This is a genomic window from Fluviicola sp. (assembly GCF_039596395.1).
Taxonomy (GTDB): Bacteria; Bacteroidota; Bacteroidia; order Flavobacteriales_D; family Crocinitomicaceae; genus Fluviicola.
The window spans coordinates 22660-37044 of record NZ_JBCNJT010000004.1 but is presented as its reverse complement, the minus strand read 5'-3'; the positions used below and the strand labels follow the sequence as shown (position 1 = coordinate 37044).

The 14385-nt window shown below is 43.6% G+C and carries 14 protein-coding genes; 6 read left to right on the top strand and 8 right to left on the bottom strand.

The window, feature by feature from the left end; genetic code table 11:
• Positions 1-189 carry a hypothetical protein gene (locus ABDW02_RS17645; protein WP_343636922.1) on the top strand — a complete coding sequence of 63 codons (189 nt, stop codon included), beginning with the start codon at positions 1-3 and terminating at the stop codon, positions 187-189.
• Between the two features lie 74 nt (positions 190-263).
• On the opposite strand, the gene ABDW02_RS17640 is transcribed toward ABDW02_RS17645, so the two are convergent.
• From ABDW02_RS17640 to ABDW02_RS17615, 6 genes are all read right to left on the bottom strand, one after another.
• The gene (locus ABDW02_RS17640) at positions 264-1481 is read right to left on the bottom strand and encodes a glycosyltransferase (protein WP_343636920.1); all 1218 of its coding nucleotides are present in this window, start codon (positions 1479-1481) and stop codon (positions 264-266) included.
• Positions 1482-1534: 53 nt separating this feature from the next.
• A complete protein-coding gene (locus ABDW02_RS17635) occupies positions 1535-2467 on the bottom strand; it encodes an NAD-dependent epimerase/dehydratase family protein (RefSeq protein WP_343636918.1) in 933 nt (310 codons plus the stop codon).
• A 3-nt stretch (positions 2468-2470) separates the two neighbouring features.
• Positions 2471-3589 carry an N-acetyl sugar amidotransferase gene (locus ABDW02_RS17630; RefSeq protein ID WP_343636916.1) on the bottom strand — a complete coding sequence of 373 codons (1119 nt, stop codon included), beginning with the start codon at positions 3587-3589 and terminating at the stop codon, positions 2471-2473.
• A gap of 111 nt (positions 3590-3700) precedes the next feature.
• The gene (locus ABDW02_RS17625) at positions 3701-4591 is read right to left on the bottom strand and encodes a glycosyltransferase (protein ID WP_343636914.1); all 891 of its coding nucleotides are present in this window, start codon (positions 4589-4591) and stop codon (positions 3701-3703) included.
• Positions 4592-4594: 3 nt separating this feature from the next.
• Positions 4595-5704 (bottom strand): glycosyltransferase family 4 protein, encoded by a 1110-nt coding sequence (locus ABDW02_RS17620; protein ID WP_343636912.1) that lies wholly within the window; start codon positions 5702-5704, stop codon positions 4595-4597.
• Positions 5705-5710: 6 nt separating this feature from the next.
• Positions 5711-6583: a class I SAM-dependent methyltransferase gene (locus ABDW02_RS17615; RefSeq protein ID WP_343636910.1), complete on the bottom strand. Its 873-nt coding sequence runs from the start codon at positions 6581-6583 to the stop codon at positions 5711-5713.
• Positions 6584-6744: 161 nt separating this feature from the next.
• Here ABDW02_RS17615 and ABDW02_RS17610 point away from each other — a divergent pair, with 161 nt between their 5' ends.
• Genes ABDW02_RS17610 through ABDW02_RS17590 form a run of 5 tightly spaced genes read left to right on the top strand, consistent with a single transcriptional unit; the run spans position 6745 to position 11488 of the window.
• Positions 6745-7674 carry a glycosyltransferase family 2 protein gene (locus ABDW02_RS17610; protein ID WP_343636908.1) on the top strand — a complete coding sequence of 310 codons (930 nt, stop codon included), beginning with the start codon at positions 6745-6747 and terminating at the stop codon, positions 7672-7674.
• 12 nt (positions 7675-7686) lie between these two features.
• Positions 7687-9516 carry a hypothetical protein gene (locus tag ABDW02_RS17605; protein ID WP_343636906.1) on the top strand — a complete coding sequence of 610 codons (1830 nt, stop codon included), beginning with the start codon at positions 7687-7689 and terminating at the stop codon, positions 9514-9516.
• Position 9517: 1 nt separating this feature from the next.
• Complete coding sequence (locus ABDW02_RS17600) at positions 9518-9928, top strand: FdtA/QdtA family cupin domain-containing protein (RefSeq protein ID WP_343636904.1); 411 nt, start codon at positions 9518-9520, stop codon at positions 9926-9928.
• Positions 9925-10395, top strand: a complete 471-nt coding sequence (locus tag ABDW02_RS17595; RefSeq protein ID WP_343636902.1) for an acyltransferase — start codon at positions 9925-9927, stop codon at positions 10393-10395. Before ABDW02_RS17600 ends, ABDW02_RS17595 begins: the two co-directional genes overlap by 4 nt.
• Positions 10388-11488: a DegT/DnrJ/EryC1/StrS family aminotransferase gene (locus ABDW02_RS17590; RefSeq protein ID WP_343636900.1), complete on the top strand. Its 1101-nt coding sequence runs from the start codon at positions 10388-10390 to the stop codon at positions 11486-11488. The genes ABDW02_RS17595 and ABDW02_RS17590 overlap by 8 nt, the downstream gene beginning before the upstream one ends.
• Here ABDW02_RS17590 and ABDW02_RS17585 read toward each other — a convergent pair.
• Together ABDW02_RS17585 and asnB are read right to left on the bottom strand one after the other, a co-directional pair.
• The gene (locus ABDW02_RS17585; RefSeq protein ID WP_343636898.1) at positions 11482-12582 is read right to left on the bottom strand and encodes a hypothetical protein; all 1101 of its coding nucleotides are present in this window, start codon (positions 12580-12582) and stop codon (positions 11482-11484) included. The two genes, ABDW02_RS17590 and ABDW02_RS17585, sit on opposite strands and share 7 nt — an antisense overlap.
• Complete coding sequence (gene asnB, locus ABDW02_RS17580; RefSeq protein WP_343636896.1) at positions 12572-14383, bottom strand: asparagine synthase (glutamine-hydrolyzing); 1812 nt, start codon at positions 14381-14383, stop codon at positions 12572-12574. The genes ABDW02_RS17585 and asnB overlap by 11 nt, the downstream gene beginning before the upstream one ends.
• Between the last annotated feature and the right edge of the window lie 2 nt (positions 14384-14385).

Below are 14385 nucleotides of genomic sequence, written 5' to 3'. Positions count from 1 at the left end.
ATGAAAAAATTGTTCGTTTTCGGATGCGTAGCAGTTCTAGGTGCTGCGGCTTTGGCTTCTTGTAAAAAAGATTACACTTGTACTGATAGCGATGGTACTACAATTACGTACTCTAAACTATCTAAAACAGAAGCTACTGCTGCTGAATCAGGATGTGCTTTGATCGGAGGAACTTGGAAGAAAAAATAATTTTTTGACCAACACCAAAAGAATTAAGTCTCCCGGAATCCGGGGGACTTTTTTTATGTCTTTACTTTGGGAAATTAACCGATAAACCGGTCATAAAGGGAGAAATATCCGGCTACGCCTTTTTCCAGGCTGAAATACTCTTTAGCACCTGAGATAGCCTTTTCACGATCGAAATCCGGGAAATCCAGCGAAAAATAAGAAAGACTTGCTTCACTGGTATCTTTTAGAACAAGTCCGGCGTTGTAGCGCTGCACGATCTCATCCGTATCACCCACTCCGGCATTGCATATTAGCGGAACACCCATGGCCATAATTTCTCCCTGTTTGGTGGGAGAAGAAGCTTTCTTGGAAAAACTTGGCCGGATAAAAAAGATCGAGCAATCAAAAAGCGCAATGAAACAGGGAACTTTTTGGTGCTGAACGGATACAACACGGATTACTTCCGGATCAATACCCAATTCTTTGGCTTCCGTTTGAATAATGGACGGAGATTCTTTGGTGACGAACAGGAAAACGGCATTGCGTTTCAAATGCGTAATGTGCTTGAAAGCAAGCAGCATTTCCCGCAGCTGGTACCAGGTTCCTATGGAGCCCACATAACCGACTACAAATTTATCTTTCAGATGGTACTCCAATTTTTTCTGGTGCAACAAATCGGAATCAATCTTCTGCGGATCAAACAGGTTTAAATCTACACAGCAGGGAATAACCTGTATTTTCTCAGGAGTGACTGTATTCAGTTTCCAGGACACGATTTCCCGTTTCCCGACTTCAGTCAGGCTTACAATGGCATCACTTTCTTCCAGGTATGTCCGCTCTTTCTTTTTGAAATAGGAATAAATAATCCTGAAAAGCGGGTTGCCCAGGTTCCAGATTTTTCCTTCTACACGTTCATCCGCCCAAAATCCGCGTATGTCAAAAAGCATCCGCACTCCTTTCTCGCGCTTCAGTTTTAACCCTACTAAAGCACTGATATAGCTCCTGCAATGGACAAGTTGGAAGTGTTTTTCCGAATGAAGCTCAAAAGCTGTTTTACGCATTTTGCGGATATCGAGAATGGTGGAAAGTACCGGAGGGTTTTTTGTGTAAACAAGGGGTTTCCAAAGAATGTTGTGCTCTATGCAAAGCACTTCTATCTTGCCTTTTTCGGGTTCATACCGGTCCGGTTTTTCAAAACTGATCAGGGTAAACCGAAATCCTTTTTTACTCAATCCGATTAAATAGGGTAACACCTGACTTTGCCCCAAAGGGTCAGTCATACCGTCATAGGACAAGTAAAGGACATTCTTCATTCTCAGGTTTTCAGTTAAATGTGCGGACTAATTAACTTCGATCAAGTTACAGTTTATCGCAGATTATTCAAAATTATCTGAATACCTTTTTCCAGACTTGTGAAAGGCCGTCCCAAAAGCTGGTTCATTTTTGCAATATCCGGCTGTCTGCGGGTCATGTCACCTTCTTCCAGCGGCGGTAAATGAATGATTTTGGATTGCGAGTTCGTCAGGCGAATGATGGTCTGTGCCAATTCCATGATGGTTACGATATCTCCGTTCCCGATATTGGCCACGTCGTTTACGATCAAATCGGATTCCATTGCTTTGGTACAGGCATCCAGATTGTCGTCAATAAAACAAAAAGTCCGGGTCTGTGATCCGTCGCCATAAACAGGAATATCTTTGTTTGCAAGGGCCAGGCGGATAAAGCGCGACATGACGAAATCGGTACTTTGCTTGGAACCATAGGTATTGAAAAAACGGAAAATCGTGTAATCCAATCCATATTCCTGGTGGTAGGAGCGGAAATAGGATTCACCCACATTTTTCACAACGGCATAAGGCAATCGCGAATTGAGCGGTGTAATGGTTTCGTGCTGCGGCAAATGCACAGGTTCTCCGTACACTTCCGAGGAAGATGCATAGAATACGCGTGTTACACCGGTTCGCTTGCTTAAATCCAGGATATTGCGGATCCCATAAATATCGTCCAGTACCATGATGGGATTTTCCAGCGTTCTTTTCACACCGACTACCGCAGCATAGTGAAAAACATAATCGAAGTTGTATAAACTAAAAATAGGAGCGATGTCGTCGAAGTTGTTGACATTCCCGTGAATGAACTTGCAATTCGGGTGCTGCGGAATATTTTCTTTTTTTCCGGTGAGGAAATTATCTACCAAAACCACGAAATAATCCGGGTTTTGAAGCAATCTGTCAGCAAGGGATGAAGGGATAAAACCTGCACCTCCGGTAATCAATATGTTTTTTTTTGACTGGGTCATTAACTATCTTTTTGGAAATAAGAAGCGATAAACGCTGTAGACGAAGTTAATTCGCTTTTTTGAATTTGGAAAATCTTTATACGTTAAAGGCCGTTGTTGGAGAATGGTGTCGAATTCTTCTGTGGAGATTTGCAGTTTCTTACAAATGAAATGTTTTTCCCGGGCAATCGTTTCCGGATTGTAGGGAAGTGCTTTGAGTCGCTCCAGGGCTTCTTCCCGGGTAATCTGATTCGAGCAGATCTGGGTGGAAAAAGTCGCCCGGCGGTAATCAAAGCCATATTTTACGGGCATAATGTAAGATTGCCAGAAACCCGTGTAGCGTGATTCCTGGTGTTTTCTGTCGGGAAACCTGCAACCCAGTTCTTTTTCAAGCAGGAGACGCGCTTCATCTTTGTTGTAATGGATGAAGTTTAGCGGATAATAGACTTTGATTCCTTTGATCATTTTGTAGTAAAATTCCTTCCAAAGTCCGAATCCGGGTGTTTTTTTCCGTTGAACCTTGCTGAATTTCCGGACGATGTAACGGTAGAGTTTCATGTCCTTCATGACGTGATATCCCCATTGGAGCGGCAGAATTCCTTCTGAAGAATAATTTCCCCCTGAAAGAATGGTTTTAATGCCGTGCTTTTCTGCAATTTGATGCAGGGCAGCCGGAATTGCCAGATCACTTGGAATTTCAATGTCTACGATGGATGATCTTAAAAATGCCAGCTGGATTTCCCGGAATTCAGACCAATCCAGGACCACGGTTTCCAAATCCAGTTCCAGTTTTTCAGCAACGATTTGGATGTTCTGAACAGCCAGTTCGGTGTTCCAGCCATTGTCCAGATGAACCAGCAAGGGATTTAAACCGTTTATTTTAGCATAATAGACTGTATAACAGCTGTCAACTCCGCCACTGATGCCAATGACCGAATCGTAATTTTTGCCTTTTCCTTTGGATTTGATCTGGTCGATCAGGTTTCTGGAACGTTCGTTTTTTTTCGGATCTTCAAATAAAGGGTAAATTTTCAGCAGGTAGTCAGAGCAATGATTGCAGGTGCCGTCTTCGTGGAATACAATATCAGGATCACTCGTATCCATTACGCATCTTACGCATTGTTGATATTGGGAATCAAGCATACTACAAAATTAACAGCATCTGCTTAAGAAAAATCATTTTTTGGCGACTAAAAAAATAAGTGGAACTGCCGGATGAATATTTGACCTCTTCAGGTGAACGTTTGAGGGAAGTTAAAAGATCAAATGTTTCAAAGTTGCCCAAAATACCCGTTGCTTTAAAGCGCTTTTATGTTCGCGGAAAGCTTTCTTCAGGTAAAAGAAGCCTTTTTGTTTGTGACCGTTGTAAGCCAGGTCTACAGCCAGTATCAGGTAGTTTTTCATGACAAAATACGGGTAATCCGTTCCTAAAAACTGTTTCAGTTCCTCATTGGCATCGATGTATTTCAGGAAGGTTAAAAAACGCGTTTCCAGTTTGTCGGGATTGGTCATGGTATTGACGCTCCGTTCATCGTGCTGGATTAAAAAAGAGGTGATTTCAGTGGATTGGTAAAACGGGTATTTAGCCAATAAACGCAGCCACAATTCATAATCTTCACTGGCACTTAAAGCGCGGTCCTCAATGAAAGGATTTGCCAGTGCGATGTCTCTGCGGACAATCACCGGGTTACAAGCCAGGTAATTTCCTTCGATCAGGAAATTCTTGCGTTGTTTTTGCCCTGTTGTGTAGGAAGACTGGACCGGAGTAATTTTCCCGCTGACCGAATCTTTGATCTGGTACATGAGGTTCACCACTTCCGGGTTTCCGTGTTTCGTGCAGAGTTCTTTGACCTGTGCCACATGATTGGAGCGCATTTCATCATCGCTGTCAAACCAGTTCAGGTATGCACCTTTTGCCAGTTCGGTTCCCCGATTCCTGGCAGCTCCGCGTTCGCTGTTCGGAATACGCAGGTAACGCACTTTTTCAGAAAGATAAGGCCGGACCACTTCTTCCGTATTATCCGAACTTCCGTCGTCAATAATAATGACCTCAAAATCATCGCAGGATTGGTCCAAAACACTTTTCAGCGTGTGTTCGATCAAATGTGCGCGATTGTATGTCGGAATAATGATTGAGAGAAACATGGATCAGGAACTATACACTGTTTGAAGTTGTCGAATATACGCATCAAAGCTGAATAATTCGTTTACGCGTTTCACACCGTTCGTTTTCAGTTTCGTGCAAAGGGTTTCGTCATCCAGTAAACGGATCATCGCTTCGTAAATTGCCCGGGAATCGCGGAAGGGAACAACCAGCGCGTGTTCCTCGTGAACGACGAATTCCCGTGCGATACCGCTAAGTGTAAATATAGAAGGAATTCCTGCAGCCAAAGCCTCCACGTATGTTTGCCCGAAAGCCTCACATTGCGGGTTTACCGGAACGTGAACGTAAACATCGAATAACTGATAGAGGTCGAAGACGTTGTTTTCAAAAGAAATAACCCGGTAATTCCGTTCCGGAAGGTGACTGAGCTTTGTCCGGATCCCGGAAGCATAATCGGCATTTTCAGAAGCGCCGAATAAACACAGCAAAGCATCCGGTTTTTCCTTCAACAGTTCGCTGAAAGCGTCAATGGTATAGTGAATTCCTTTCCATTCCATCCAGCGCGCAATGACTCCGATAACCGGTTGTTGATGACCGGGATTGTTTTGCCGGTTCAATCGCCCCACTTCCTCAGGATCCGGATTTGCAAACCGGTTCAGTTCAAACCCGTGATGGACCAACACTCTTTTTCCGGAAGATATTCCCTGACCGGCCAATAATTCATCGATGTTTTTGGAAATGGCCACGATTTTGGTCGCAAGCCGGTTCTGAACCTTGTCGATAATGCGTTCTTTCCAGCCGAGGTTTAATGGTTTTCCGGAATGACGGGTGTAAATACGATTTGGGATCCCTGCTAGTTTTGCGGCCCATAAACCGATCCAGTTAGCACTTGCCAGGTGACAATGCACATGGGAAATCGCTAATTCTTTCAATAGCTTTTTGCAAGCAAGAATGGTTTTGCGCGATTTCAGTAAACTCCCGGCTTCGAATGTATAAACGGTAAAGCCGTTTTCCACGAGGAACCGGTGAAGTGCTCCATCCGTGGAATTAATCAGGATGTAACTCACATCCAGGTTCTGTTGCTTTAAATGCAGCGCAGTTTGTTCGAAGAATACTGCCTTATCGGTTTCCGATATGATGTAACATACTTTCACCCGGAACTATTTTTTGATGTAATAGGCCTTGAGGGTAAGTCCTGTGTTTGTCCAGGTGAAGAAGGTGTTCAGGATGCGTTTTGCAAGGTCCAGGTACCATTTTTTGGAAATTGCTTCCCGCATGTTATCGTCACTTGATTGAGCACTTGCCGGCTGGTTTTGTCCCAACGATTGTTTGATACGCGTAATGCTGATACCGGTTGAAAGGAATTTCATCCGTTTGAACGGGAATTCTTCAATGGTATTTGTCAGCGTTTTTTTCGTGTAATACGTAAGATGTTCGGGGTATTCTATGACGTTGTATTTTTCCTTCAGGTAATAGCGCATCACTGAATTGAAGTTGGGAGTTGTGCAATAAAGCAGGCCGTCTTTCCGCAAAAAAGAATGGATCGCTTCCAGGTCCGTCAACGGATTATTGATGTGCTCAATGACTTCAAAAGAGGTAATCACATCAAAGAAATTTTCTTCGAACATATCGGGCGACAAAGCACCGTGTTTCATGTTTATTCCTTTCGCGGAGCAAACTTCGATTGCCTTGTCGGAAAATTCAGTGCCATAAACTTCCCATCCGCGCTTTTTTGCTTCTTCCAAAAACCAGCCTCTTCCGCAACCGGCATCCAGTATGCGATTCGTTTTTCTGAATTTTTCGAATTCATCCAGCAGTTTTGAATAGGCTGTGCGCGTCATTTCCGAAAGGGTTGCATTCCCTTCGTATGAATAATTCTTATAGTGTTCGTTTAATTCGTCGGTGCTGGGAATTTTATGGGCAAAGACCAACTTGCATGACCGGCATTTTACCAAAGAGTGCTTTTCGTAGTACCCTGTCAAAGGCCTTAGTTCAGAAGACTGACAAACAAAACAGGTTTTGTGTAGATCCATAATATCCGTATCGCGTTTCGACTTAAATTGTAGTTTGGTAACCGAAGATGTCACCGGCAGCTTCGATTACAAAGATGATTAAATTAATGGCAACATTCTAGCGTCAGAAGTATTTTTGTTTGGCATGTTTCATTAAATTAGCCGTTGAAACTACAATCTTAATGGAACTAACTTTCTCCTATATCATTCCCTGCTATTATAATGAGCCGAACATTCCCGTCACTTTTTCCAGGTTATTGGAAAATGAAAAACTATTTGGCGATGAAGTGGCGTTTGAGTATGTATTTGTCGATGATGGCAGTAAAGACAATACGTGGGCGGAATTGCAAAAAATTCATTCCCGACATCCCGAAAAAGTCCGTTTGATCCGTTTTGGAAAAAATGTAGGGTCCTACATTGCAATCACAGCAGGAATGAAAAAAGCAAGCGGAGATATCAACGTGGTTGTATCTGCAGATTTGCAGGATCCGGTTGAGTTGACGTTTGAGATGTTCAAATATTGGAAAAACGGCTTCAAGCTGGTGATCGGTCAACGTGCCAACAATATGGACGGCTTTGTGTCCAAAAGAACGTCCAAACTGTTCAACTCCCTGATGCGTAAATATGCGATTTCAGACCTTCCGAAAGGAGGATTTGATTTTGTATTGTTCGATAAAATTGTCAAAGAACAGGTTTTACTGACCGGTGAGAAGAATACGAATATTTTGTACCTGATGTTCATTTTGGGATATCCCACGGCGACTATTCCCTACGTCAGGGAAGAACGGAAATTGGGGAAAAGCCGCTGGACATTCAAAAAGAAAATGAAGTTGTTCATCGACTCATTTATTGCATTTTCCTTTGTCCCTATCCGGATTCTAAGTGTAACAGGATTGGTTTTTGGTTTCCTGTCGCTGGTTTATTCAATTTACATCCTGATCAATAAATTGATCGGGAATATTGAAATAGAAGGCTGGTCTGCACTGATGATAACGGTTTTGTTTATCGGTTCGTTCCAAATGATAGGCTTGGGGATTTTGGGTGAATACTTGTGGAGGGTTTTGGATGAGGTTAGGAATCGCCCGCAGTATACCATTATTGATGAACATTAATTGGAAACTGTGATGCTGATAGTTCTACTGCTTTTTATTGTCTGTTTGTTGATCGGATCAAAACTAACGGGCCAACTTTTTCTGGGAGGAATCCTTGAAAAGCAATCGTTGAGTGTTCAACTTTTATCCGGATTAATTGTCATTGTAAGTGTTGTGGCGGTTTGGTACACAGCCGGTAAAACCATATTACTTCCGGTAGTTGTTTTGTTCCTGTTCCAGGTTTTGAGGAATGTAAAAAACATACGTACGCTATTTTCCGGCAAATGGTTCTTTGATTTAAGATGGATACTGCTGGTTTCAGGAATACTTGTTTTTTTAGTAGGTTTCTTGGTCCTGCTTCCCATGGAAAACCACCTGATCCTAAGTGGTGATTACCTGTTTTATGGTAAACTGTCAGCATTTATGCTCGATAGCGGAATGGAGACCAAAAACCTGAATTATTTTCTGGCAGGATCAACTTATACGGAGATTTACCATTACTGGGATTTGTGGTGTTTCGGACTGATCCGTAAAGTATGTGGGTTGAATACCAATCAAAGTGTTTACGCCGGAATATTCCTGGTTTTCCTTCCTCTCGTCTTCCAGGCATTACTGGATTTATTTAATCAATTGCGTCCATCTCGTTTTGTAGTCCTTTATGCGATGCTTGCAACAGGTGTTTTACTGACGCTTTCGGGTTCTACTTTTTTGTTCAATGCAATATTCGGGGCAAATGAATACGGAGATTTCAGCGGATTGTTTTATCCGAAACTAATCTTGTTGTATGCATTTTTCCTGGTTTTTATCAGCCAGGTTTTAGCTTCCGAAACAAAGGTAGTGCTGATCCTTGCAGCTGTTTTCTCCTTGTGTTTTACAACAGGCCTTCCGGTTTATACAGGCCTCGCGGGGCTCGTTTTCTTATGGGATTTGCGTAAAAACGGATTGAAACCGGAAAAGATAAAGTGGTTGATAGTGCCTCTACTGTTGCTTATTTACCTGGCTGGGTTTTATTACTTATTTTCCGCCGGAAAGCAGAACGCATTGATTTATCCTCAGAAATTGCCGTTGGATGGCACAAGCATCAAAACGCGCATAAATATTTTAGGAAAAACGGGAATATACATGGTTTTGGGATTGATGCCCTTGCTAGTGGTGCTTGTTTGGAAATGGCGCGACGATGCGTTCAAACAGGTCAGAGCATTGTTTTTATGGATGTTTGCGGGAAGTATCATCGGGTTAATATGCTGGTGCCTGATTTTCCACCTGGCCGATGCCGTGCAATTGTGGAGTAACTTTTATTACAGTTCCATTGCAGTGGTATTTGTGTCGGTACTTTATTTTTCAAGTGTCAGACAATATGGGATTATCTCTCTTTTCCTGTTGGTAATGATCGCAATCGATGTGGTTTTACCTAAAAACAATACCCGTTTTTTGTCTTCGGCGCAAAAAGAAACCTACTTGCCATTGATGAGGGCCCGGATCGCATCATTCAATGATTATGGGAAAATGGACAACGTATTTAGTGCCAACGATCCGGTGTTTTTCAGCGGATTGGAAGGGTTGATGTCTTTTACCGATTCTAGGCTGATCAGTTTTTCAGTACCGGAGTTGAAACCCTCCAATGCATTGTATGAACAGATTATCCGGCAGTCGCATTTGTATCAACTGAAACCTTTTCCCATCGGAAAGCCGGAAAAAGAGTATATTTCGTACCAGGATTCCATGTTCAGTGAGCTAAAGATCGGATATGTGGCTGTTCATAATAACCGGTCGTTTCCGCTGGTGCTGAAAAGATGGAAGCTCAAACAACTAAAAACGGATGATTCCAATTATAACTTTTATCAACTCGTAAAAAGAAAGTAATATGCCTCTTTCAAAAGTTAAACTGATATCGTTCAGGAAAATCGGGAAACCTGCAGAAGGCTATTTATCTGTCGGTGAATCCTTCGGAGAAGTTCCTTTTGATATCAAACGCGTTTTCTGGACCTACTTTACTCCCGATAGTATTACGCGGGGAAGACATACCCATCACCATACCGAAATGATTTTGATCGCACTTTCGGGGATTATTGAAGTCACTACCGAATCGATTACCGGTGAGAAAGAGCATTTTGTTTTGAAAAATCCGAACGAGGGCTTGTATATTCCGGCTTTAACCTGGCATGAAATGGCTTACTCACACACCGCCGTGCAGTTGGTGATAACCAATTCGCTTTACGACGAAAAAGATTACATCCGCAGCTACGAAGAATTCCAACAAATGCAGCAGAAATGAGCGAAGTAACCATTCATCCGCTGGCAGATGTGCAATCCGGGCAAATCGGGGCTGGAACCGTTGTGTGGCAGTTTGCTGTGATTCTGCCTCAGGCACGGATCGGAACAAATTGCAATGTCAATTGCCATACGTTTATTGAGAACGATGTAGTGATCGGGGACAATTGTACGATCAAAAGCGGCGTTTACCTATGGGATGGACTTCGTATCGGGAACCAGGTATTTATTGGCCCGAACGTCAGTTTTACCAATGACAAATACCCGCGTTCCAAACATTACCCGGAGGCTTTTCAGCAAACCGTTATTGAAGATGGTGTGTCCATCGGGGCAGGTTCGGTTATTTTAGGTGGAATAACCATCGGCAAGGGAGCTATGATAGGAGCCGGTTCGCTGCTTACGAAATCCGTTCCCGCCGGAGAATTGTGGATGGGGTCGCCCGCACGTTTTATTCGAAAAATCAATGATTAAATTTTTAGACCTTCAAAAGATCAATGCACAGTACCGCGAAGCGCTGGTTCAAAAAAGTGCTGATCTGATCGATTCGGGCTGGTATATCCAGGGAGGAATGCTGAAGCAGTTCGAGCAGGAATTAGCAGCATACACCGGCTCTAAACATGCAATTGGTGTGGCAAATGGCCTGGACGCCCTGACATTGATCCTGAAAGCATATTTGCACCTGGGAAAATTACAGCCCGGTGATGAGGTATTGGTTCCGGCCAATACGTATATCGCATCCATTTTGGCAATTTCGGAAAACGGGTTGATCCCTGTTCTGGTAGAGCCGGACCCGGAAACCATGAACCTGGATGTGGAAGCGGCCGGGAAACTTGTCTCACAGAAAACCAAAGCGCTTTTAAATGTCCATTTGTATGGCCGGGTTTCCTGGTCGGATAAGTTGGAGGCTTTCCTGGAGGAACACCATTTATTGTGTATCGAAGATAATGCGCAGGCAATCGGAGCGGAATTCAACGGCAAAAAGACGGGGAATTTGGGAGATGCTTCCGGTTTCAGTTTTTATCCGGGAAAGAACCTGGGCGCGTTGGGTGATGGTGGGGCAGTTACCACCAATGACGATGAACTGGCTGCAATGGTCCGTATAATCGGAAATTACGGTTCCCAAAAGAAATATTTGAACCAGGTAAAAGGAGTGAACAGCCGCCTCGATGAATTACAAGCCGGATATCTTTCCGTGAAACTGCCTTTTTTGGATAAAGAAAATGCTATTCGCCGGAAAATTGCCAGACAATATATCGATCAAATCTCCAATCCGAAGATTGTGTTACCGGAATTCCCGCAGGATGAGCAAGAACATGTGTGGCACTTGTTTGTCATTCGTACCGAAAACCGGGAAGAATTACAGGCTTATTTATTGGAGAACGGCATTCAGACACTGATTCATTACCCGATAGCTCCGCATAAACAGGAAGCTTACAAGGAATGGAACGAACTTCATTTGCCACTTACGGAAGAAATCCACCGAACGGTCCTGAGCCTGCCGATAAGTCCGGTAATGGAAGCATGGGAAGTAAACAAAGTAATAGAAACGTTAAACGCTTACTGAAGCCAGAGTTCCCGGAAATACGCTTTGTAGTTATCCATGTTGTGGTGGGCTTTCACATAATCGCTTTTGCGGGTTGAGGATGTTTTCCCTGCCAGGATCAGCTGAATCAATTCGCGGAGTTTGGATTCTACGTTCAGGGCGTTGGCATTCGTAATCGGATGTCCTTCTGGTAGATAATCTACCAGTTTTTCTTCGATGAAACAAACTACTTCGCAATCCAGCATCAGTGCTTCTACTGCTTTCAAGCCATACCAGCCAATCACCAATTGATCGATCACAATATCGCTTGCCACCATCCTGTTGAGCAGATCGTAACGCGTGGTAGGATAAGATTTGATATCCTTCAGGCCCGGAACAGGGGTCACAAAAGCAACAGATTCGCCGAATTCCTTTTCCAGGTTCTCAAAAACACGGTCCAAATGCCCGCTTCCTTTCGTTTTGGCTGCTGAAGGAGAATGCAGGACGGAAACCACTTGTTGGGTTATGGAACTTTTTCCGGTTTCTTCATAAATAAAATGCCCGAAATCCAGGAAAACAGGAATGTAAGTTGCTTCGGGGATGATTTGAAGTAAGTCGGGAGTTGAAACGATAATTACCGAGGCATTTTTGCGGGCTTGTGCAATCAGTTTTTGCTGAATAGGAGACGACAGTTCATTCTGAAAGGAATAGTGTCCTTTTAAAACGGCTTCCAGGTGGTCATTCTTTTCCTTGAGATAAGCTTCGTTGCGGATATCCGAACCCACGAAATGCATGATGATTTTTTTGCCGGTTAAGCGGTAGCAAGCAAGTTCAAATCCCCGCAATTTCCAGGGCAGAATGGTTTCCCCTGAAAAAAAATGAAGGACTTTGTAGCGAAACAATGTCCGGATGAAAAACAGGGTGGTGTACCAATACACGTAAAGCGTTGATCGCTTCAAAACTTCGCAGGTATAGGTATAATCCGTTGCGTAATGGGATTCCGGAAGTTTGTATTTGGAAAAGGATTCGGCAATCAGTTCGTCACCGAATTCGTTCCGGATAAACTCCGAATAATGATTGATGCGGTAACCGATGTCCACCGCTCCGAAAAGCAGGCGTTTTTTCTTAGTTCCCATACAAATGAGCCGCTTGAACATATTCCCAGTTTTTTCCCGGGAGGATGTGATTTTTATCCAATACCTTGTTTTCAATCAACCGGTTGATGGCCCATGTTGCTTCTTCGGGGGAAACAGATTTATAATTCGGAGGTTCAAAACCCACTTTTTCCTTTCTCCATACAATCTCCGATGGAAGGCTATCGCTTAATGAAAACCGCAGAATGGCCTTTGTCCAGATTTCATAGATTTTATAGGAAGCAGGCAAACTAAAAGTGAATTCCACCAGTTCGTGTGATAAAAAAGGCAAACGTACTTCCCGGCTATTGGCCATCGCATTTCTGTCGGCGTAGCGAAGCAATGTTTGTAAACTGTTTTTGGTGAGCGAATCCAGCAAAGCTTCATTCAGCCTGTTTTTGAACCCTGTTTTATAGTTTCCAGTTTTTACGGAATTTAGAAATTCAGTGGTGAATTGTTTGTAATAAACCGGTTTTTGGGTCTTGTTTTTGAGTTTGCGGATCAAATCCCTGAGATCCGGGTATTTGGCATCGATCCAGAAGGTACGTCCGGTGACTAAATCCACGCCGAAATGGTCCTGATATAGTTTTTTGAACCGCGTCAAAGCAGATTTGCCCGATGCCCGCAATTCCGCGGCATAATTCAGGTAAAAAGAGGAATATCCCGCTAAGTATTCGTCGGCTCCCTGACCGTCCATGAGCACGGTAATCCCGTTTTCCTTTGCCAGCTGCATCACTTTGAATTGAGCGGTAATACTCGTGCTTCCGAAAGGTTCTTCATGTATGTCAAATAAACGGGGAAGAACTTCATTCAGCGATGCTTCCGTGCAGGAAACTTCGTGCGGAATACTCCCGGTTTGCTTGTTCATCAGATCGATATAAATGCCTTCGTCCTTTTTAAAATTCGGGAAACGGGCAGAAAAAGTGTGCTGGGATTGCCCTGCCGATTTCATGCCGCTGATCAGTGAAACAATACTGGAAGAATCCAGTCCGCCGGATAAGCTGGAACCTACCGGAACGTCGCTTCTCAAACGCCGTTCGATAGACTGTGTGAGCAATCTTTTGAACTCGGCTTGTGCTTCTTCAAAGGTTAGTGCCGATTTTTTGGACAGGTTGATTTTCCAGTAATTGATTTGTTTGCCAACCTGTTTTCTATCCAGGTCAATGACCAGATAATGAGCCGGTTTTAACTGGGAAATGCCTTCGAAGAAAGTAGATTCCGGGTCTTCAAAAGATTCCATGCGGTCAAAAGCCAGGTAGTCGAATACGCGCTGTTTGGAAGGATTCCGGGGAATTCCCACCGCCCAAAGCGCTTTTATTTCGGAGGCGAAAAAAAAAGTTTCTTCAAATCGGGTATAGTAGAACGGTTTTTCTCCGAACCGGTCGCGTGCGCAGAAAATTTGCTGAGTCTGCTTGTCGAAAATGGCGAAAGCAAACATGCCGTCCAAATCGGACAAACAGTTTTCTTTTTTCTGATCGTAAAGCGCAAGCAATACTTCGGTGTCCGAATCGCTTTGAAAAGTATATCCTTGCTGAAGCAGTTCTTCCTTTATTTCCAGGTAATTATAGATTTCCCCGTTGAAGGTAATGGTATACCTGTCCAGGTAATGCATGGGTTGTTTACCGTTTTCCGACAAGTCGATAATTGCCAGCCTGCGGTGGCCGAAAGCCAGGTTTTTGTTTTCATTCAGCCAATGGCCGTCGCCATCCGGTCCGCGATGAACAATAGCATCCGTCATCCGTGAAATATGATCCGCCTCAACAGGCTTCCCGGTAAGACTAATTATTCCCGCAATTCCGCACATAG

Excerpts from the sequence above, each read along its gene's own strand:
- ABDW02_RS17645 (WP_343636922.1), top strand. The coding sequence starts at position 1 with ATGAAAAAATTGTTCGTTTTCGGATGCGTAGCAGTTCTAGGTGCTGCG.
- ABDW02_RS17640 (WP_343636920.1), bottom strand. The coding sequence starts at position 1,481 with ATGAAGAATGTCCTTTACTTGTCCTATGACGGTATGACTGACCCTTTG.
- ABDW02_RS17635 (WP_343636918.1), bottom strand. The coding sequence starts at position 2,467 with ATGACCCAGTCAAAAAAAAACATATTGATTACCGGAGGTGCAGGTTTT.
- ABDW02_RS17630 (WP_343636916.1), bottom strand. The coding sequence starts at position 3,589 with ATGCTTGATTCCCAATATCAACAATGCGTAAGATGCGTAATGGATACG.
- ABDW02_RS17625 (WP_343636914.1), bottom strand. The coding sequence starts at position 4,591 with ATGTTTCTCTCAATCATTATTCCGACATACAATCGCGCACATTTGATC.
- ABDW02_RS17615 (WP_343636910.1), bottom strand. The coding sequence starts at position 6,583 with ATGGATCTACACAAAACCTGTTTTGTTTGTCAGTCTTCTGAACTAAGG.
- ABDW02_RS17610 (WP_343636908.1), top strand. The coding sequence starts at position 6,745 with ATGGAACTAACTTTCTCCTATATCATTCCCTGCTATTATAATGAGCCG.
- ABDW02_RS17605 (WP_343636906.1), top strand. The coding sequence starts at position 7,687 with ATGCTGATAGTTCTACTGCTTTTTATTGTCTGTTTGTTGATCGGATCA.
- ABDW02_RS17600 (WP_343636904.1), top strand. The coding sequence starts at position 9,518 with ATGCCTCTTTCAAAAGTTAAACTGATATCGTTCAGGAAAATCGGGAAA.
- ABDW02_RS17595 (WP_343636902.1), top strand. The coding sequence starts at position 9,925 with ATGAGCGAAGTAACCATTCATCCGCTGGCAGATGTGCAATCCGGGCAA.
- ABDW02_RS17590 (WP_343636900.1), top strand. The coding sequence starts at position 10,388 with ATGATTAAATTTTTAGACCTTCAAAAGATCAATGCACAGTACCGCGAA.
- ABDW02_RS17585 (WP_343636898.1), bottom strand. The coding sequence starts at position 12,582 with ATGGGAACTAAGAAAAAACGCCTGCTTTTCGGAGCGGTGGACATCGGT.
- asnB (WP_343636896.1), bottom strand. The coding sequence starts at position 14,383 with ATGTGCGGAATTGCGGGAATAATTAGTCTTACCGGGAAGCCTGTTGAG.